Source organism: Xanthocytophaga flava, from assembly GCF_030068545.1.
Classification (GTDB): domain Bacteria; phylum Bacteroidota; class Bacteroidia; order Cytophagales; family 172606-1; genus Xanthocytophaga; species Xanthocytophaga flava.
The window spans coordinates 192,627-211,830 of record NZ_JASJOR010000017.1 but is presented as its reverse complement, the minus strand read 5'-3'; the positions used below and the strand labels follow the sequence as shown (position 1 = coordinate 211,830).

Annotated in this window: 21 protein-coding genes and 1 pseudogene; 6 read left to right on the top strand and 16 right to left on the bottom strand. The window is 44.1% G+C overall.

Translation table 11 applies throughout. The annotated features are described in order from the left end of the window. Positions 1 to 837, bottom strand: a pseudogene (locus QNI15_RS23600) (IS3 family transposase); the annotation flags it as partial. A gap of 296 nt (positions 838 to 1,133) precedes the next feature. On the opposite strand from QNI15_RS23600, the gene QNI15_RS23595 reads away from it, so the two are divergent. The 3 genes from QNI15_RS23595 to QNI15_RS23585 all read left to right on the top strand — a co-directional run bounded on the left by QNI15_RS23595 (position 1,134) and on the right by QNI15_RS23585 (position 4,021). Continuing rightward, the gene (locus QNI15_RS23595) at positions 1,134 to 2,414 is read left to right on the top strand and encodes an AAA family ATPase (protein ID WP_314033917.1); all 1,281 of its coding nucleotides are present in this window, start codon (positions 1,134 to 1,136) and stop codon (positions 2,412 to 2,414) included. Continuing rightward, positions 2,411 to 3,244, top strand: coding sequence for an aminoglycoside phosphotransferase (locus QNI15_RS23590; RefSeq protein WP_314005803.1), 834 nt, complete (start codon positions 2,411 to 2,413; stop codon positions 3,242 to 3,244). Before QNI15_RS23595 ends, QNI15_RS23590 begins: the two co-directional genes overlap by 4 nt. A gap of 180 nt (positions 3,245 to 3,424) precedes the next feature. Next, a complete protein-coding gene (locus tag QNI15_RS23585; protein WP_314033915.1) occupies positions 3,425 to 4,021 on the top strand; it encodes a transposase in 597 nt (198 codons plus the stop codon). Between the two features lie 108 nt (positions 4,022 to 4,129). Here the strand turns inward: QNI15_RS23585 and QNI15_RS23580 are convergent, their stop codons facing one another. The 4 genes from QNI15_RS23580 to QNI15_RS23565 form a co-directional block, all read right to left on the bottom strand. Next, the gene (locus tag QNI15_RS23580) at positions 4,130 to 4,759 is read right to left on the bottom strand and encodes an MSMEG_1061 family FMN-dependent PPOX-type flavoprotein (protein ID WP_314033913.1); all 630 of its coding nucleotides are present in this window, start codon (positions 4,757 to 4,759) and stop codon (positions 4,130 to 4,132) included. Between the two features lie 380 nt (positions 4,760 to 5,139). Beyond that, on the bottom strand, positions 5,140 to 5,502 hold the full coding sequence (locus QNI15_RS23575) for a hypothetical protein (protein ID WP_314033911.1): 363 nt from the start codon (positions 5,500 to 5,502) through the stop codon (positions 5,140 to 5,142). Between the two features lie 216 nt (positions 5,503 to 5,718). Further along, the gene (locus QNI15_RS23570) at positions 5,719 to 6,207 is read right to left on the bottom strand and encodes an N-acetylmuramoyl-L-alanine amidase (protein ID WP_314033909.1); all 489 of its coding nucleotides are present in this window, start codon (positions 6,205 to 6,207) and stop codon (positions 5,719 to 5,721) included. Positions 6,208 to 6,640: 433 nt separating this feature from the next. After that, a complete protein-coding gene (locus tag QNI15_RS23565; RefSeq protein WP_314033907.1) occupies positions 6,641 to 6,826 on the bottom strand; it encodes a hypothetical protein in 186 nt (61 codons plus the stop codon). A gap of 288 nt (positions 6,827 to 7,114) precedes the next feature. On the opposite strand from QNI15_RS23565, the gene QNI15_RS23560 reads away from it, so the two are divergent. Continuing rightward, positions 7,115 to 7,279 (top strand): hypothetical protein, encoded by a 165-nt coding sequence (locus QNI15_RS23560; RefSeq protein WP_314033905.1) that lies wholly within the window; start codon positions 7,115 to 7,117, stop codon positions 7,277 to 7,279. A 12-nt stretch (positions 7,280 to 7,291) separates the two neighbouring features. Here the strand turns inward: QNI15_RS23560 and QNI15_RS23555 are convergent, their stop codons facing one another. From QNI15_RS23555 to QNI15_RS23545, 3 genes are all read right to left on the bottom strand, one after another. Next, positions 7,292 to 7,546 (bottom strand): hypothetical protein, encoded by a 255-nt coding sequence (locus QNI15_RS23555; RefSeq protein ID WP_314033903.1) that lies wholly within the window; start codon positions 7,544 to 7,546, stop codon positions 7,292 to 7,294. A gap of 131 nt (positions 7,547 to 7,677) precedes the next feature. Beyond that, entirely contained in the window at positions 7,678 to 8,094 is a 417-nt protein-coding gene (locus QNI15_RS23550) for a hypothetical protein (RefSeq protein WP_313981648.1), read from the bottom strand. 349 nt (positions 8,095 to 8,443) lie between these two features. Next, positions 8,444 to 9,427: a hypothetical protein gene (locus QNI15_RS23545; protein ID WP_314033900.1), complete on the bottom strand. Its 984-nt coding sequence runs from the start codon at positions 9,425 to 9,427 to the stop codon at positions 8,444 to 8,446. Between the two features lie 446 nt (positions 9,428 to 9,873). Here QNI15_RS23545 and QNI15_RS23540 point away from each other — a divergent pair, with 446 nt between their 5' ends. Beyond that, entirely contained in the window at positions 9,874 to 10,416 is a 543-nt protein-coding gene (locus QNI15_RS23540) for a cupin domain-containing protein (RefSeq protein ID WP_314033898.1), read from the top strand. 41 nt (positions 10,417 to 10,457) lie between these two features. Continuing rightward, positions 10,458 to 11,351 carry a polysaccharide deacetylase family protein gene (locus QNI15_RS23535; RefSeq protein WP_314005346.1) on the top strand — a complete coding sequence of 298 codons (894 nt, stop codon included), beginning with the start codon at positions 10,458 to 10,460 and terminating at the stop codon, positions 11,349 to 11,351. A 122-nt stretch (positions 11,352 to 11,473) separates the two neighbouring features. Here the strand turns inward: QNI15_RS23535 and QNI15_RS23530 are convergent, their stop codons facing one another. From QNI15_RS23530 to QNI15_RS23495, 8 genes are all read right to left on the bottom strand, one after another. Further along, complete coding sequence (locus QNI15_RS23530; RefSeq protein ID WP_314033896.1) at positions 11,474 to 11,719, bottom strand: helix-turn-helix domain-containing protein; 246 nt, start codon at positions 11,717 to 11,719, stop codon at positions 11,474 to 11,476. A 313-nt stretch (positions 11,720 to 12,032) separates the two neighbouring features. Beyond that, positions 12,033 to 12,482: a hypothetical protein gene (locus QNI15_RS23525; protein ID WP_314033894.1), complete on the bottom strand. Its 450-nt coding sequence runs from the start codon at positions 12,480 to 12,482 to the stop codon at positions 12,033 to 12,035. 34 nt (positions 12,483 to 12,516) lie between these two features. Further along, complete coding sequence (locus QNI15_RS23520; RefSeq protein ID WP_314033892.1) at positions 12,517 to 12,789, bottom strand: hypothetical protein; 273 nt, start codon at positions 12,787 to 12,789, stop codon at positions 12,517 to 12,519. 123 nt (positions 12,790 to 12,912) lie between these two features. Next, entirely contained in the window at positions 12,913 to 13,176 is a 264-nt protein-coding gene (locus tag QNI15_RS23515; RefSeq protein WP_314033890.1) for a hypothetical protein, read from the bottom strand. 387 nt (positions 13,177 to 13,563) lie between these two features. Next, positions 13,564 to 15,744 carry a VapE domain-containing protein gene (locus QNI15_RS23510; protein ID WP_314033888.1) on the bottom strand — a complete coding sequence of 727 codons (2,181 nt, stop codon included), beginning with the start codon at positions 15,742 to 15,744 and terminating at the stop codon, positions 13,564 to 13,566. 302 nt (positions 15,745 to 16,046) lie between these two features. After that, positions 16,047 to 16,562, bottom strand: a complete 516-nt coding sequence (locus QNI15_RS23505; protein ID WP_314033886.1) for a BT4734/BF3469 family protein — start codon at positions 16,560 to 16,562, stop codon at positions 16,047 to 16,049. A gap of 61 nt (positions 16,563 to 16,623) precedes the next feature. Further along, positions 16,624 to 18,204, bottom strand: coding sequence for a DEAD/DEAH box helicase (locus QNI15_RS23500; RefSeq protein ID WP_314033884.1), 1,581 nt, complete (start codon positions 18,202 to 18,204; stop codon positions 16,624 to 16,626). A gap of 15 nt (positions 18,205 to 18,219) precedes the next feature. Next, positions 18,220 to 18,690 carry a helix-turn-helix domain-containing protein gene (locus QNI15_RS23495; protein ID WP_314033882.1) on the bottom strand — a complete coding sequence of 157 codons (471 nt, stop codon included), beginning with the start codon at positions 18,688 to 18,690 and terminating at the stop codon, positions 18,220 to 18,222. Between the last annotated feature and the right edge of the window lie 514 nt (positions 18,691 to 19,204).

Below are 19,204 nucleotides of genomic sequence, written 5' to 3'. Positions count from 1 at the left end.
CCATTATCTACCTGAATACGCGTCGGAATTGATCCTTCTTCTTTTTTCAACCGCTCCATAAATTCCACTACTTGCTCTCCTTTGATCGACTGCCCCACCAGAATACCCAGACATTTACGGGAATAATTGTCAATAACAGTCAGAGTTCTGAACTTACGCCCGTCAAAAAGCTGATCTGCCACAAAGTCCATACTCCAGGCCTGATTTTTTCTTAGCGGCACCACTCTTTCCAACCGATGATTGGCCGAACGATTGCGAGCGTCTCGGCTGTGATCGGGCGTTTGCTGCGTAGATTCAGGCCTTCCTCTTTGTACAACCGATATACCCGTTTATGATTGTCACGCCATCCTTCGCGACGTAAAAGTGTATAAATTCTCAAATATCCATACCTAATCCGCACAGCTGCGATGTCCTTGATCCGCTTTTTGAGCACGGTATCATCCCTGCGTTTTTTCTTTTGATAGTACCACACTGATCGTTGCAAACCCAATACCGAGCAAGCCCGGCGGGTTGAAATCCGATAGTCGTCTATCACTTGGGTAACCAGTTTACGCAGGACAACTGGTTTTAAAACTTTTTTTTCAGAACATCCTGTAGCATCTGTTTGTCTAGGCTCGCAGATCAGAGATGATCCATCAGCTACCAGTTGCTTGAGTTTAGCGTTTTCTTCTTCCAATTGGCGCAGTCGGCGTAACTCTGGAACACCCAATCCGCCAAACTTTTTCTTCCAATTGTAGAAGGTAGCATGTGAACCAGATACGGTTCATTAATACCCATCTTTCGACAGACTTCTTCAACTGAGACCCCGCTCTCAGCCTGCTTCAATGCAAACGCGATTTGCGCTTCAGTAAACTATTGGATCAGAGATGATCCGTTTTTCATGGCGATTTTCTTTATGTGTAAACTAAGTAAAATCACCGATTTTTTCTACTTCCCTACGGTCCATTTTTATGGGAGGAGGTCAGTAGTGATCTCCTTTTTCATTTTTTACATCCCTTCACCCTTTCCAAAGTAGGTAAAGTCCTTACATTTGTGGCTCCTGAATAGTACGAGACGGGATTAGTACGAATAGATCATTATTTTTACCCTGGAATATTCTTTCAGCAGCAGCTCAACCTGAATAGTTAAAGCACATGTACATACAAAAAGTAAGTATCAAAAACATCCGATCCATTCAGCACTTTGAAATGGAGTTTGAGAACCCTGCCGGCTGGCATGTGCTTATTGGTGACAATGGTGCCGGAAAGTCAAGCATCATTCGCTCTATTGCTTTAGGCCTGGTAGGTCCGGAAGAAATACTGGGCATCAAACCTAACTGGAATAACTGGATCACCTGGAAGGAAGACAATGGGAGTGTAGAATTAGGTATTGAACCAGAAGAGGGGATTGATAGTCAGGATAGTACATCTGGTATAGGCAAGAGCTTTACGCTACAACTCAATTTCAGGAGAGAGCCGGAAGGTAATGTATTTTTTGATACAACAACAGGTGTACAAAATCAGGTGCCTGCTGCCCTCTGGAAAGGGAAGGAAGGTTGGTTTTCTGCCGGATATGGCCCTTTTCGACGGTTTTCAGGAGGCTCAACCGAAATGGAAAAGGTATTCGAGAACCCAGGGTATACCCGATTAGCTTCCCATCTAAGTTTGTTTGGTGAAGATGTGGCGCTTACCGAGGCCACCCGATGGCTGGTTACTGTCAATTATAAAATGCTGGAACAGCGGGCAATCAATGCTTCCTATCGGGACTGGCTCGAAGATTTGAAACGTCTGATTAACTCTACTGATTTTTTACCGCACAATACCAGCTTACTCCGCATTAGTTCGGACGGTGTTGTATTCAAAGATGGAAATGGTGCTGAGATTTCCGTTATGCAGATGAGTGATGGATACCGGTCTATTCTCAGTCTGACACTTGAGCTAATCCGGCAAATGGTACGAGTATATGGGGAGGATAAAGTATTTAAAGATATCCGGGAAGATAGGATGATTATCAACCTGCCAGGCGTAGTGCTCATTGATGAAGTAGATGCCCATCTGCATCCAACCTGGCAAACCCGCATTGGGCAGTGGTTTACGAAATATTTTCCCAAGTTACAGTTTATTGTTACCTCACATAGCCCGCTGGTATGTCGGGCTGCTGAAAAAGGAAGCATCTGGCGGCTGGCAGCTCCGGGTAGTGGCAATGAATCGGGTCCTGTGACAGGGATTCAACGGGATCGATTGATTTATGGCAATGTGCTGGATGCGTATGGTACGGAGGTATTTGGAGAGAATGTATCTATTTCTGCACAGTCTACAGAAAAGATAAACCAATTGGCAGCCTTAAATATAAAGTCGGTAATGGGTACTATCTCAGATTCAGAAAAGAAAGAATTACAGGATCTGAAAGCTATTTTTCCAACAGAAACCCTATGATAAAACTTCCTAATACGATAGCTCCTGCCTCACCTATACTTGCCAAACTGCAGGAGTATCAGGATGAGATTGATAGACTGACTACATTTACAGAAAGAAGTGAGAAAGCCAAAGCGGTCTTTGGTAGCCGGAATAAAATAGGAAACACCGTATTTGATGCCATCAAGGTAAAACTATCCGATATGTGTTCAGGCGCACGGCGTTGTGTCTATTGTGAAGATTCGGTAGGAGATGAGGTAGAGCACATTCGTCCTAAGGACTTATATCCGGGGGTATGCTTTAGCTGGACAAACTATGTCTATGCCTGTGGTAATTGCAATGGTCCTAAAAACAATAAGTTTGCTGTATTTCGTCACTCAGATGGGCAATTTGTAGAAGTAAATCCGCCACGTGGCCAACAGGCTGCAGAACCGCCTGCCGGGGATGATGCTCTTATTAACCCCCGCATAGAAGATCCCTTTGCCTATTGTATGCTGGATCTGATTTCTACTTTTCAGTTTGTCATCACCGCACCTGCTGGCACTCCCGAACACCAGAAGGCTGAATATACAATCAATACAGTGCTTCGGCTGAATGAACGTGAGTTTTTACGAAAATCCCGACGCAGCGCTTTCGAAAATTACAAAGCCCGGTTGTATCAGTATGTACATAAACGAAATGCCGGAGCTTCTGCCGGTAAGTTACAGCTCATGCGGGAGGGAATTCAAACCGAGGCACATCCTACTGTATGGAAGGAAATGCAACGATACCACCGTCGGGGTATTCTGAGAAATGTAGACCCGGATCTGGACGATCTGTTTCTGGCTGAGCCCAATGCATTGAATTGGTAACACCATCAGATACGTAAAGAAATCTCTCAGTAGTTTAGGATGCCTTTGTCTTTATTTTTATGTTACTCAAAGATTGTGAGTTTGTTTGCTACCTCCCACCCCCGTTATCAACTAATTTGGGCTCATAGTGTAGGTTACTTTCTGGCCCGCTTCGCAGATACAGGTTAAAATATCTGTATCTTGTCAGATCTGTTCTACACACCTGCCACCCATCACCGCCGATCTATCCGGCTGTCAGATTATGATTATAGTCTGGCTGGTTTGTATTTTGTGACCATCTGTACGAAGGACAGGCAATGTTTGTTTGGGCACATTGAACAGGGGCAAATGGTGTTAAATGAGGCGGGGGTGATAGCCCATCAGGAATGGGAAAAATCGGTCGAAATCCGACAGGGAATTGCATTGCATGAATTCATTATCATGCCCAATCACATGCATGGCATTGTCGAAATTATGGATACACAATGTAGGGGCGACTGGCAGGTCGCCCAGGCCATTACTAAAGGCTCGGATCAAACCCATCGTTCGGCTGGGAACCAGGGCGATCTGCCAATCGCCCCTACAGGATTAAATCCGAAATCGTTGGGTGCTATGATTGGGGGATATAAAGCCAGTGTAACCAAAAAGGTTAATGATACTCGGCAGACCTCAGGTTCTGTCTGGCAACGTAACTACTACGAACACATCATACGCAATGCCCGTTCCCACCAGCAGATTGCCCAATACATCACTGCAAACCCTCTGCGATGGGAACAGGATGCGTTATATGCGTTATAAGGATATTGCCTTGTATCTGTCCAGCAAGAGTCATCAGCCGGTTCATACCTCACATGCAGGCTGTAGAGGAAGAAAGTAAGCTATCAACCTGCATGTGGGGTATACTTGTTAATACAAATTCGTTTTCTCATCCTTTTTTATGCGATCATCCAGTTCTTCGTAGGAGATGTCGAGCTTTCCATGGTCAACTAGTACCTTAGCCAGTGATGGAACCGAATGCTCTTGTGTATAATCCGGATTTCTCCATAGGTTCGACCGGATCATACACTTGGCACAATGCATGAAGGCTTCTTTGACAGTTACAATGATGGCAAATGAGGGTAGCTTACCTTCACAGGATAACTGTTCCAGCACCCATTGGTCTGTGACTATTTTGGCTTCTCCATTGATCCGTAATGTTTCCCTGACTCCCGGAATTAAAAAGATCAGACCTATATGCGGATTTTGAATGATGTTTGTGAGTGTATCTGCTTTACGGTTTCCTGGCCTGTCTGGGATAGCCAGTGTTTGCTCGTCCAATATTTTTACAAAACCTGCAGGATCTCCTTTGGGAGATACATCAAAATTGTTGCTCAGGTCAGCGGTGGCAATGGTAATAAAAGGGGATTGTTCAATAAAGCTCCGGCAATGCTCATCAATATACCGGATTGTTTTTCGGGTAACGATCTCGTTGGGATATCCCATAATGTCCCGGAGTTCTTTTTCAGTAGTAATAATGTTGTCGAATGTCCATTCCATTAGTTTAGGGGTTTTAGATTCTGACAAAACGAGTGAAACTGTAGAAGTGTCTAATTTACATTTAATTTTTGAGGGTCAACATTTTTTATGTTTTTTTCTGTTAGTCAGGAGTGTATTTCGCTTTGGGATAAGGAATAGTATCCATCCTTTCTGTGTGAAGGACAGGCAATGTTTGTTTAGGCATATTGCCGATGGGCAAATGGTGTTGAATGAGGTGGGGGGTGATAGCAGGAATTAGTACTGGCTAGTGTTCTGTGTTTTTCAATCGATGGTTAGGACGGTTCTATGACTATACTTTCCTTCTTTAATGATCCATACAACTGTATATCCTCCTGCTCCGTCACTATTTAGCTTCACTAATACATCTGAAGGGAATGAGGTTATTTTTTCGAAATGGAAAGAATAGTGATTGCCTGTTGCTGTATGTATACCGGATCTGAGTAATAATCCATCTTGAGTGCTTTCAGTTGACCATCAAAAAGGACAGGAATACTATCCTTTGTTTTGTAATTCAATTGTTCAAACTGCTCATATTCAGGATTACATACCTGATACACTTTTAGAGGAAATCCTTCTGGTACAATGGAAACCTGCTTGCTGGTTTCGTCATAATAAAGTACTCCCGAAATATTGTTAACAGTCGATAAGACAGGGCTATCACAACCATACTCAGGCTGTTTTTCCTTTTTACAACCACATAGGTACAAGGCTAAAGCCATGATAGTAACTATTTTTATTTTCATAGGGAACTATTGTTTATGTCTTGACACAAGATGTATATAGATGGTTGCATCTATATTTGTTAATTTTATGACATAACGTATAAAGAATACGATTTCTTCCAGCTGAAAATACGTGATTGTAAGTGGTAACGGTCGGTAAAGAGAACGCAAAAGCCGACGGAATAAAAGTCGGCTTTTGTATTTTTACTTCTTCCAGGCTTGTCTGAAATAGCTTTCCTACCTAAACAGATTACGCCATTCGATGGTATGTTCGGGAATGCCTAGTTGTTTAAGCCAAGTAGGAACAAAGAAGCTTGGACAGGCTTTGCTGGCAAATTGGTTATGTCCGGCAATCTTGATGTTGGGAGCATAGGCTAACACTTCATGGATGATCGTTAGCATCGTTTCGATTTGCTGAAGGGTGCGGGTGTCCTGGGCTTGGTGAAAGGTTTTGTCCAGACCTCCTACATAGCATAGGTGGCGGGAAATTGAGTTGATGCCTGCTACACCGTTTGTGATCTCGAAAGAATCTATGGTCTGGTCATTGTTGTGTTTGACGAACTGGTGACGCGAGCCGTCTAACAGAATCAGATCGGAGTAGCCGACTTGCTTCCAGCCATTGCCGTAGGGAATGGGAGCGGTGTGCCAACGTTTCACATCTTCAGGGGAGACCCATCGTCCGGCAGGTGTGGCAGTGCAGTGAATGATTAGGTATTGGAAGTGCATGGGTTTGTTATGTGTCGTGGTTTTTTGAAAGTGAATAGGACGTGTCGATACGTTGTACTCTTCCCCAGGTTGTGTGTTATCACCAACGTGAACGGTGGGAAACAGGGTCGTTGGTGATAACACCAACGACGGGAACGAAGTAGTGATTATAGGGTATTGTAGCCTTTTTCTACATGTCATCATCAATCTTAACGAGGATAAACACTTTCCTTTTTTGTCCTTCTGAAAGAACCTTGTGACAAGACCGGCGGCCTTTCCTTTTGGAATGTATTTTTTCTCTCAAAAACCATAGATGACACTATTTGTCACAAGGTTCTTTCAGAAGGACAGCAAGGGATGATTCTTACAGAAGGATAGAAAAATAAATAATAGAAAAGAGAGTTTCTCTCTTTTCTTAATGGCATTGGGTGTACACCCGCGCCAGAAACTTCTGTTATTTAGGGTCTCTCATGGAGAAGAACCCAACTGTTGAAATGAAGGCTAGCAGCGAAACGAAAGCTTGTGTGTCGATGCGATTCAGCAGCCAGAGAATGTATCCTGAGAAAGTGAATAAACCCAGGGTCGAGGTTTTCCAGTTGTCTAGTACAAACTGGATGTAATCGTATATCGATTTTGCCATAGGATTTTAAGGGTTAGGGGTGATATAATTGCTTGTTTGCCATCCGAATGATTGGGGTTATTCCGACCCAATGTAGGGGCGAACCCGCGTGTTCGCCCAGATTGTCTCAGACCCTGTATGTGAATTTCCGACAATGTAGGGGCATCCCCTTGCGGGTGCCCGTCTTTCCCCACATGAATTATTGGATCAATCCGAAATGGTTGTCTGATATACCCAATCATTCGTGTATGGAAACCGGGCAGGGGCAAGCCCTGCCCCTACGATATCGGAAATGCACAAACGCAGTTTGTGACAACCAGAATTCGGATATATCCCAATCGTTCGGATAGCATTGTGGGCGACCGCCAGTCGCCCCTACATGTGTCCGATTGTTACAGGCATGGTTTGTGGGAAACCGGGCGCACACATGGGTGCGCCCCTACAAGATCGGATTATCCCATACATCGTTTGTGACATTCTGGCCATTTACGGGCCTTTGCAGGTATCCATCACCTGAAAAACTGGGGCATAGGTAAAGCTCTTGACATGTTTGATCTTCTCTACATCCAATGCTTGCACCGTGTGAGCTGCAACCTGTTTGGCTACAATCTGCTCAATCTGGGTATAGTCTATTACCTCACAAGTATACACCTCATCCGGGTTAAGCCTATGCTCTGTAAAGACGCCTACAGCTAAGCCGAGCACAAAACATAGGGCACTGAGTAAAATACGTATCTGCATACAATAGAATCGTTAGATCGAAGAAATGGAAACGGAATTATACGGTGTACTGAAAGTATGGCCTGAAAGAAAGAAGCAGTAGTAGTCTACTGCTTCCCGTTATCATACAAACTCAACAGTACTACCTTGGGTTAGGCTGGTAGTGTAGCCTTGTGTGTGGTGATAGAAGACATAGAGCCATCAATCACAAACAACCGTTGCTCAATCTCGTCCAGCTGCGATTCGTAGAGAATGACCGCTGTGGTACCGTATTGCAACTTACGTTGCTCAGCCGTGAACAGCTTGTACTCCGCCTTCACTTTGCGTGTCTCCATCTCAGTCTTGGTAGAGCCTTCGGGTAATACAGCGATGATAGCGGTCAGTGAGTCTACTTCAGCAGTAGCAGAGGCTAGATTCGCTTCAATATCACTGGCCCGGTCAGAGGCATTGCCACGACTGCGGGTAACTGCAATCTGCTTGTATTCCAGTTCGCTTTTTTGTTTGCTCAGATCGTCGAGTACTTTGTCACAATCTGCTTTGGATGTCAATAAGGTTAGCGTTAATGCCATAATTGTATAAGTAGTTGAATAGTGAAACCTAATCACCAGTCAGTGTCCGGACTACTTGCTGATTGACTTTACAAATATCGGCATTAAATACATGCGTTTTTGAGCGTAGTTTTGATTATCAGAACTACGCTCAAAACACAGGTTTGATTTACTTTTAGTTACTTTGAGTTACTGTTTGTCTTACATGACACTTCTCCAACCTCCGTCATCAACCAGTTCAGGTTTGCATCATAGGTAATGTGCAGGTTGTGGAGAAAGAGGCAACTTGTAAAAGTACAAGAGCAATGGAAAATACGAGAGGCTGGATTTATACCCAGCCTCTCGTATTTAGTAATGTTAGAGCTCTGAATTACTGACAGTTGAATGTATATAGGGCTGTGAACTTTGTTGTTTTACCACGTGAAAGGACTGTTCCCGTACGCTGTTTCGGGTATCCTTCAGTATCATATTCGTATTCATACGTCTCCACATACGCCTGCTCCATTACTTTGCTATTCAGATCGAGAAAATATTTCGCGTGTTTTGTCATATTATGCACCTGAAAGCCATAATAGATTCTAAATGTAGGATGTCCTTTTGGTGAAGAATATAGTATATTTGCTGCATTTTCTTTGTCATCATATTCATAGGTATCATATTGAGTCAACTCCTCATTACTATAGTGTTCACGTCGAATCAGTTGTCCTTCTCCATCATACATGTAAATGTCCTTATTCCCATTTAATGATGAATTATTATCCTGACCAATTTCTTTTGTAACAAAGCCTCTCTCATTTGTTTCTATAATTGTAGTATGAGTAGAATTTCCTTCTTTCTGAATTTTTCCAGTTAGTTTTCCATTTGTAAAAGTATATACTGTAGTGTCTGTATATATTTGGAGAGTTCCATCTGAAAATGTGATAGAATCTTGTGATATGCTACTAACTAGATAGCCATCCATAGCATAAACTAGTTCAGTTCTATATTTTTGTCCATTCTCTTTTGATGTAATGGTGGTCTTATGGAGCTTACCCTGTACATATTCATAACTTGTTACATTTACAATTTGACCATTTTTAATACTTCTTTGTTCTGTTAAAAAGTCTTCTGAATTATAGGTAGATTCAGTTTTAGATGAGTTGCGTATATCATTGATAGCAATAAGTCTATTTTGTGTGTCATACTCATGGGTTATTGTCGATGTATCTTTGCTTCCATCCGAATTTATGTATGTAGAATGGATGCTGATAATTTTGCATGTTTTTTGGATACTTGGAGCCGGATCACTATCAGATTCACACCCGGTAATCAGCATAAGGGCTGCAAACAAGCAAGGTAGTAATTGTTTTATCATAGAGAATATATGGTGGAAATACTATAACTGGTTCAAATATACATGCAGATACCTACAGGAAATTTCACAGGTAAATCTATTTTCTGTTTTTGGGAGGAAACCTATGTATGGTTTTACAATAAAGGAGAATTGTATAAGTAGAATTAAAGTCAAAATGTGATTTATGAGAGTGCATACAGACATCATTACAGAACAGATGCCTGTATGATTTGAGTGTATTTTACCTTTCTTTTATCATCACCTATTAATGTCAGGTGCTCTTGATCTCTCCAGCACCTGTCATGAAAATTCAGGCTTACATCATAGGTGATATGCATGCTAAAAAGCGGAAAGTGCTGATAGTCAGTTGTAAAAAGGGTTATAGACAATCGTTTTCTGATTAGCTATCTTTCCTGAACTTTATCTATTGCGTAACGGGTACTTGTTTTACTTAGCTTACACCTTCTATGAACCGCCGATCCTTTCTTTCACTGCCTGCACTGGCACCTTTTTCGTTTATTCCCCTTTCGTTTGCCCATGATCGACCTGACAAAGGAATTCGGGTTGATGCTGGAAAGGACCGTTTTAATAAAAGCTTTACCTATCTGGGTGCTCGCTTTGATCTGAAAGTTTCCGGAAAGGATACAGATGGCGCAATGTGTATCTATGATACTCTCCGGTTTGAGAAGATAGGGCCACCTTTGCACAAACATACCAACCTGGACGAATGGTTTTTTGTGATGGAAGGAGAGTTTAAAGTACAGATTGGACAAGACATCTTTCGGCTTAAGGCTGGTGATAGTGTATTTGGCCCTCGCGGAGTAGCTCATACCTTTGTCAAAACCAGCGACACCGTTGGTCGTTTGCTGCTGATTCATCAACCAGCGGGAACCATGGAAGAATATTTTGCACAGGTTATCCAGCTGAAAGATCCAACACCAGAGCAAAAGAAAGCATTGCTGGTAAAACACAACATGGAAGCAGTAGGGCCTGCTTTGTCGCCGGATTAATTGATTACCAGGTAGTAGAATTACAACATCTTCCTTCAGGAATGGATAAACAATACACTCTACTGACAAGAGTAGTCACATTCAAATTTATCCGGAACTTTACAGCATCACCAGGCAGCGTCCAAATGAAACAGGTTATCTTTCTTTCTTGTGTGATATTTTCTGTGAGTGCGTTTTCACAAACGAATAGCTCTCCCAAAAAGTCTGCTGCAAAAGCGATCATCTGTCTTACCTATGATGATGGCCTGGCCTCTCACTTGTCGGTAGCTGTACCACAACTGGACTCGGCTGGTTTAAAAGCAACCTTTTTTCTGAATTCCATTGCAGGCTCATCAGATGTGATCGGGCAAGCTTCTGTAGCAGTAGTAGGCTGGCAACGGGCTGCACAGAAAGGGCATGAACTGGGTAATCATACCTTGTTTCATCCCTGCCCTGAAAAACTAGGGTGGGAAAAGCAAGTGGCTATCGAGCAGTATACCCTTAAACGGATTCTGGAAGAAGTGACGCTGTCCAATGCTCTGCTATCACTACTGGACAATAAGAAAACCAAACGAACATTTGCCTATCCTTGCAATAATGTGATAGTAGAAGGAAAAGACTATTCTGCTGAACTAAAAAAGACAGGTCTGATTAGCTATGCCAGAGGCGGCGGTGATCGTACCAGTATGGTCGCTGATTACAAAGCCCTTAATCCAATGCAGGTACCGAGCTGGCTGGTGGAAGAGGGAACTACACTGAATGAACTCATTGCCTTTGCCGAGAAGGTGAAACAGGCAGGTGGAATGGGCATTTATCAGTTTCATGGCATTGGTGGAGAGTTTTTTCAGATAAGCAAAGAGACACACAAGCTTTTTCTACAGTATCTGAATGCGAATAAAGAGCATTACCAGGTGGCTACCTTTTCAGAGGCTATGAATAGTATAACGACTCGTTAATTCCTCTGTTTTTTCTTTTGGCAAGCATTGAGCTGATGAGTGTTCGTTTGTGTACTAGATTTTGCCAGATACAGCAGAGACATAGGATCGTGCCTCTGCTTTATCTGGACTCATTCACAAAATTAACCCTTTACTGGCTCTGGATTACAGGTCACCTGTCCACATCCGGTCATTAACCAATTCAAGTTTACATTGTAGGTGATGTGCATGCTAAACAGAAAGAAGCAGGAGGGGAGGCTCTGGCCTTTCTCCAGGGTAGAGATATTGCTCTGATTAATTCCCATACGTCGGACGAATTCACGTTGAGAGAGCCCCGTTATTTCAGTACGGACATGGTGTATGCGTTGGCCTATTTCCTGTAAGTTCATGGTCAAAGATTTTAGATGAATTGATACTTAAATAAATGGATATGTGTGTTGCGGTTTATTCACCGCACGAAATGTTTTGCGGTAGATAAACCGCAGGGACAGTTTTGCGGTGAACTCCACTCGCTGTCCCTGTGGCTGATAGCACCTGCGGTGTATTCTGATCACATCTGTTTTTGCAGTGAATTCACCGCAGAAAAGTTTTTGCGTGGAGTTTACCGCAGAAAAATTTCTGCCTGGAATACACCGCAAATGTTCCAATGCGTGGAATACACCGCAAGGTTGGCACTGAGGTAAATTCCACGCAGGACCTCGTTTACCGAAGTTTAAAGCCAAAACTTTGCTGGTCTTCTATCCAGGTGTCAAGGGCTGTGAATGCCAGCTTGAAGGCTGCCGTTTCAGCATCGTATCGGGTAGGGTAGCCGCGTTTGCAGGCCAGGTCGTCGGGATCGGTGATCTGGTAGTTGGCATTGGTGTCTTGTAGGATCTGGAAGGTATATACGATCTGTTTGTCCTGAAGCTGACCAAGGATGTTTATCACTAGCCCTTTGGACTGGAAGAACTCATACACCATACTGGAATAGCGTCTGTTTTTGCCTGTGATCGATAAGCGTATCGGTGACTTTTGCGGATCTGGATGTTGCAGTCCCCATTCGAGAAAATGCAGGTAAGCGTTTTCATAGGTCTGGGAGGCTCTGCGCCAAAAATTGGTCGATGATTGGTGACTTTGTTGGTATTGCTCGTAGGCTTCAGCGTCAAAATACATGGTGTTGTTGGGTTTTAGGGTGAATAATGTGTTGTTATTGGTAATGTGTTGTGTGATTGTATTTGTAGGGGCGCACCCATGTGTGCGCCCGGTTTCCCACAGACCCTGATTGGATTAATCCGACACCTGTAGGGGCGACTGGCGGTCGCCCTGGTTCCCGCAGACACGGCATGGGATCAATCCGAAATGGTTTTCTGTTAAACCCGATCATTCGCGAATGGAACCAGGGCGATCTGCCAATCGCCCCTACATTTCCCGATGTTGGTTTACAAATCCAATCATTTCCTGCACGAAACTGGGCGAACACGCGGGTTCGCCCCTACATTGGGTCGGAATAATCCGAATCGTTCGGTAAGGAACGTGGGCGATCTGCCAATCGCCCCTATAGGATTCGGATTGTCATCATAGATTGTGTGTGATTGTATTTTTTTCATCGGTGGTGGCCTGTATGAATAGTGGTGATCAATTGTTTAAAAGCCTCATAGCTGCGAATAATGTGGTAGTAGCCCCCTTGTGCTTCAATTCTTGCCTGAAACAGTTTCTGTTCTTCGCTCTGGATGCCCTCTTGTGATTTTAACTCTATGAAATGGCCTGTAGATGCATAGAAATATTCCAGGTCTGCTACTCCTTTGACAACTCCCATTGAGCGGTTTAAAGCGCCTTTAATGGCGTTTTGGGCGGTGTTGTTGTTCATATGTAATAAGCCTCTGTAGTGAGGAAATGTGTTCCAGTGCCATTGGAAGCACAGGCCTTGCAGCCTAGATTCGGTTGGTTGCATAGTGTGAGTCAAATAGTTAGATGATAAAGTGTTTCTCTCTTACTGGTGGGGTAAGATGGGGTAGGATTGGGGCAAGATATGGGGTAGACTTAACTGCCTGATACAGAGAGCGGGGTAAGCGGGGTAAGATTCCCATATATATGTATATAAAGAATAATATAAAAAATACTATATATAGTATATACATACCCCACTATTCCCGTCTGTTCCAGGAGAGTTTCCGTCCAAAAATGCTTCCCCTCTTACCCGCCTCTGTATCAGGTAGTTAAGTCTACCCCTCATGCTACCCCATCATTCCCCAGCCTACCCCGTTATGGTTACAGGAAGGCATTGTTCTTTTACCCAGTACCCGTATCGCTTGGTTCGATCTCGCCCCTGAGTGATTTTTTTCCACTTCAGGGCTGAAATAGCCCTACCCAGATTGACTGTATTCATGTTTTTGATGTTGCTACTTCCTAACAGCATATTCAGAATCTCAGTAGTAGTTCGGAATATGCCTGTTTCTTCGTCAGCTTCTTCATAGAACTTTAATAACAGTTCCTGTTCAGGCGTACGACGCAGATAGCTGTCTGCCACCTCATTGATCAGTTGAAAATCGTTTGCATCAAATTTAGAATCCGGATTTTGCAGATAGATAAAGTAAGCCTCTTTCCAGAGTTCATATTTATCAATGGTATTGTAGCGGTCCTGGTCTATTTCTCCTGTTTCAATGATAGGAAAGCGACGGTTTCCGGTTGGGTCTTTCAGAAACGTGTTTTCATTGCTGGTTCCTACCAGGTTGCAGAAACGGGGAATATTTTCAGGTACACGTTCAAAGGCAAAACGAACGTTTACACTTGTCTGGGTGATATAGGCTTTGAGGGCATTTTCCCCAATTTGTTCGATGGATTTAAATTCATCATCCACTACGATCCAGCGGGTAATCAGCAGCAGCTTGTTATTCTGAGAGTCATTCCGTTTGAAGTTGTCTTCACAAATCAGTTCACTCCGAAAAGGAAACCATTCAGGAAGGATCTTCAAAAAGAAGACACTTTTTCCCTTTCCCTGTTCTCCACAAAGAGTCAGCATGACCTGACTGGACCTGCCATAGACAGAGGCAATGCAACTCATCATCCATTTGGTGAGCATATACTCGGCATAGTCGTGTCCCTGAGGGCTTCTGAGGCATTCGGCCAATTGCCGGATGTAGCCAGACTTGGGATTGCTCATTCCCTCAAAAAACTCACACAAGGGATTAAACTCAGGCACCATAGAGGATTTCATCATGTCGGCAACCGTCTCTTTGGGTACATTGATATTGAGCTTCAGAGAAGCATCCATATAGATGTCCATCAGATCCCTTTCGGTAAGCTGTATATTGCCCCGGTAGCATTTCTTGCTGATTACATTACGCCGTACATCTGTCTGGTACTCTTTCCAGTATTTCTGAAGCTGTACCACAATCGGCAGTTGATCATCGGACTTCTCGGAAGGAGACGCATAGACCTGCTCGACAATAGGACGTGTAATCTCAGGGTCCATACCATACACCTCATGCAATACATTGACAGTACCCTCTGCGGTATTACTTCCATTCTTACCCAGTTTGGCTGACTGCACAATGGCTTTTGTCTGGTCGGAAATAATGCTGATACCTTGTTGTTTGCAATACCACAGAAAGGTAGCAATAGTCACTTTCTTTAAGCTGGTAGCATTATGTCTGAGGCAGGCACTAAACTGCATGTCCGCCTTTTTGGCATCATACAAAGAGGAGAACTGACTCACAGCCAGAAAGCGTTCTCTACCTGCTTCCCCAAAATAATCAGCCAGGGCAAAAGCAATAGTACACCACTGATGATAGCCTCCTGTAATATCAATCTGGCGACTCTGGATCTGGTTAAACACATAGTCTATGTCATGGGTGCCAAAGAATATATTGCGTGTATCCGGTCGTTTCTTTTCTTTCTCCGGGTATTGCTTAAATACCTTCGACTCTTCATTGAGAAACAAGTCCGGATCATAGCTGACAAACCGTAGACGCGAAACATTACGGCCCGATGGATCGACAATCTGGCTGTAGAGCTGAAAATAATACTGTGTCAGTCCATCAAAGGCCAGTTTGTGTTTTTTACCTTCAATCTTCACTACAATACACAACCCTTTGCCTCGGCAACTGGTAAAGACAGCATAGGTGTAGGGGTCTTCTTCCAGAAAGGCTTTTACCTTTTCCACATTGGTTACATAGTCCAGGTCAATAGCCAAAAAGTTGGAGTGCTTTTGAAGGTCACTATCACTTTTACCTCCTTTGAAAAGTCCCGAAATAGTCACAGCAGGCAACTTTTCCTTTAGCTTTTTCTGAATGTCTTCATTGGTAGAGTTGCGCACTTTTTGTACAGCTTTTTTCCAGGTTCCGTTTTTAATGTTTTCCAGAAAAGTGTTCAGGGAGTATTCCTGTCCGGTTTTGGCGTAGGCGTCTGAAAATAGAGTGATCGTATGGTGAGTCATTAGTTTTAGTTTGGATGGTTAGATGTATTGGTTTATCGTTTTTCTGTAGGGGCGCACCCATGTGTGCGCCCGGTTTCCTACAAACCCTGTCTAGATCAGTCCGCCTTGTAGGGGCGACTGGCGGTCGCCCACATTCCTACAGACGATGTTTAGGATACATCCGAAATGGTTTTCTGTTAAACCCGATCATTCGCGAATGGAACCAGGGCGATCTGCCAATCGCCCCTACATTAGTTCGGAAGAATTCTAATCGTTCGGATGTCAACCAGGCAATCTGTCAGTCGCCCCTACAGGTATCGGATTCAGACATGAAAAACTTCTGCCTGGGGATTTGCTCTCAGATCCGGATCATAGGTGACAAACCGCAGCTTGGTGACTAGCTGATCCATCGGATCAGTAATAAGTCCATAGACTGCCTCATAATACTCGCTAAGCGCCTGATAGGCCAGTCCATGTTCTGATGATCCAATACGCACCAGCACCGTTAGCGTATTACCCGAATAATTGTCAAACACGGCATAGGTATACCGATCTTCGGCCAGCATCTGTTTGCCCCGATACAAATCACGGAACCCTTCTACATCGATACCGATGAAGCCTGAATGTCTGTTTAGTGAGATACCGTCTTTATGGATAGTAAACAGCCCCGACAAGGCTACTACCGGTAGCGAGATTTTTTCATCTTTTTCAGGGGACAGGTGTACCCCTTCCACCATCGGACGCCAGGCCCCATCCTGCACATGTGACAGGTATAAGTCTAGTGGATAGGATTGGGTAGTAACCGCATCGATAGAGGAAAAGAAACTAATCGTTGACATATGATTGATAAGAGAATAAAAGGTTAGAGAATAGAATTAGAGAATGATAAATGAGGCGTTATTACAGGTATCGCCTGTAGGCATTTTCCTGCATGAACTTGTCTACCCAGCCGGGGCGGTAGCCTTTGATGCGGGCAAATTCTTCCAGCAAGGGACGCGGATTTTCCCGCTCCATAATGCAATACAGAATCCATTGCTGCTTGTAGGGTCTGCCTGTGCGTGGATTGCCTAACTGTGCCCGGAGCATAAGCTCTTTGACACTCATCTGTGCCCAGCTTTTTTGTTTGAGAGATGGCCAGTTTACATCCACTTCCTGAGTGTGAACTTCTACTTTATCCTGTTGGTCCTGAGTAGTGCGTTCAAACACATAATGACAATGAGGACAGCTAACACCGCTTAAGGCAATGATCGAGTCACAGGCCGGGCATTGTCGGGTGGGTGCTATATCCAGCGCTTTTTGACTCTTCCCATTCCAGAATAGTCCGCTCCAGTCACGCACATCATGCCACAGCCCATGTTCTGAGAAGTTATTGCCCATGTCAATCAGAATGAATTCCTTCTTCTGAGCTGTTGTGCGTGAGCCACGTCCACACATCTGCAGATATAAAGGCAATGACTGAGTAGCCCGGTTGAGGATGATACACTCTACAGTCGGTTCGTCGAACCCTGTTGTGAGAATGCCACAATTCACCAGAATGGCCTCCGGTGTATGGGAAAACCAGTGTAGAATAGCTTGTCGTTCGGGCTCCGGGGTATCAGAAGTCAGCGTGCGTACCTGCTCATGCACCTGAGCGAAAGCCTGGGCGGTATGAAACGTATGGGCCATATTGACACAAAAGATCAGTGTCTTTTTACCTGCCGCATGCTTTTGCTGATTGGCTACACACCCCTGATAGAGGATACTCTTATTAAAGTCATTATATAGCTCACTGCTTTTATAATCCCCGTCATAGCCTTTCGAGGCGGTGATTTCCATCGGCACAGCAAAGTAGCGCGGTTTGGCTAAATAGCCTGATTCGATCAACAGGTGGATCTCAGTGCCAACAACAATGTCCTCAAAATAGTCTTTGAGTGGCTGTTGCTTACTGGCAGCCACGGGCGTCGCGGTAGCTCCAATAATAGACAACTCCGGATGCAAGCCAATCACCTTCCGGAAGTTGCCTTTGTGGGCTTCATCTATAATCATAAGGTGAAGATTGGGCATCGTCCAGCCTTTCTTGACTCTACGGTAGTACGTCTCGACCATGGCTACCACCACTCGCTGGCGAGGCATCGCTTTGGCTCCGGCGCTGAGTATACCCACCTGTATGCCTGCTTTCTTTAATGTCGCTGCTGCCTGAGCTAATAGTTCAATTCGATCTACTAGTATTAATACACGACCTTTCGCCACTGTTTTCAGGGTACGTCGGGTAATCTCGGAGAAGGTTACGGTTTTACCTGCACCTGTAGGCAGGCAAAGGATCACGCGCTTCTTGCCTCCATGTTGTTTGTCGGCAAGGGTCTGGATACACTCGTGCTGATAGTCCCGCAGAGCCAGTTTGTTTTTACCTGCCTGTACAGACACACTAGATACAGGCGCAACATTTTCGTTCGGTAAGGGCAAAGCTCCGCCACTCACGCTACTAGCGTGATGTAAAAACATATCCTGTCTCATGGATTAGCTGTTTTGGGTGGCTGATGGGTTCCCTTTTGCCTGATCCGGCTTGTCATAATCCGGCTTGTCATAATCCGGCTTGTCATAATCCGGCTTGTCATAATCCGGCTTGTCATAATCCGGCTTGTCATAATCCGGCTTGTCATAATCCGGTTTGTCATAATCCGGTTTGTCATAATCCGGTTTGTCATAATCCGGTTTGTCATAATCCGGTTTGTCATAATCCGGTTTGTCATAATCCGGTTTGTCATAATCCGGTTTTTCCGGATTACCTTCTTGCGGATTGCCGTTGTCAGACAGATGGCGCTGAATTTCCTCTTCCAGTTCGTAGAGCGTTTGCAGGGTGCCTTCCAGAATCCAGGCCTCTAATTGTGGCTTGCTGAAATACAGCTTGCGTCCCCGCTTTATATGCGGAAACCTGCCTTCGGATATCAGATTATAAATAGTAGATTGTGCCAGGCCGGTAACCTGCATGGCGAGTTCGATGCCACCAAGCTGCTTGTCAGTTGGGGCAACAGGAATAGTCACGGATTGGAGCTCTAATAGTATAGCCTCCAGGCGAATAAGCCTCAGTTGAAGCTCTTCAAAGGGATTAAACATGAATAGATGAGGTTGTGGTAAAAATTAATTACACAGAACCCCCTCTTGTGAGGATAATCAGAAACAGGGCAGATCAAAACGCAGGTAACTCCGATCAGCTCAGCAAATAGCGACTGTTGCCTTTTCGATGAAAAAGCGATACGTCTATTTACTTTTACTGACAATGTTGCTACCTTTGTTTTGTCAGCACCAGAATACGTATGTAGTCTCCATTGACATTCCAATAGATTTTTACTTCCTATATAGTGCAGAGCATTCGAAAGGAATACTCTTTTGCTTTGTTTCTGACTAAAGATAAAGCAGCCTTTCTGTAAAACAGAAGGTTGATTCTAAGTCCAACTGTAGTTCCGTCGCCAAACATCACTACATTGGCCTACTATCAGGATCT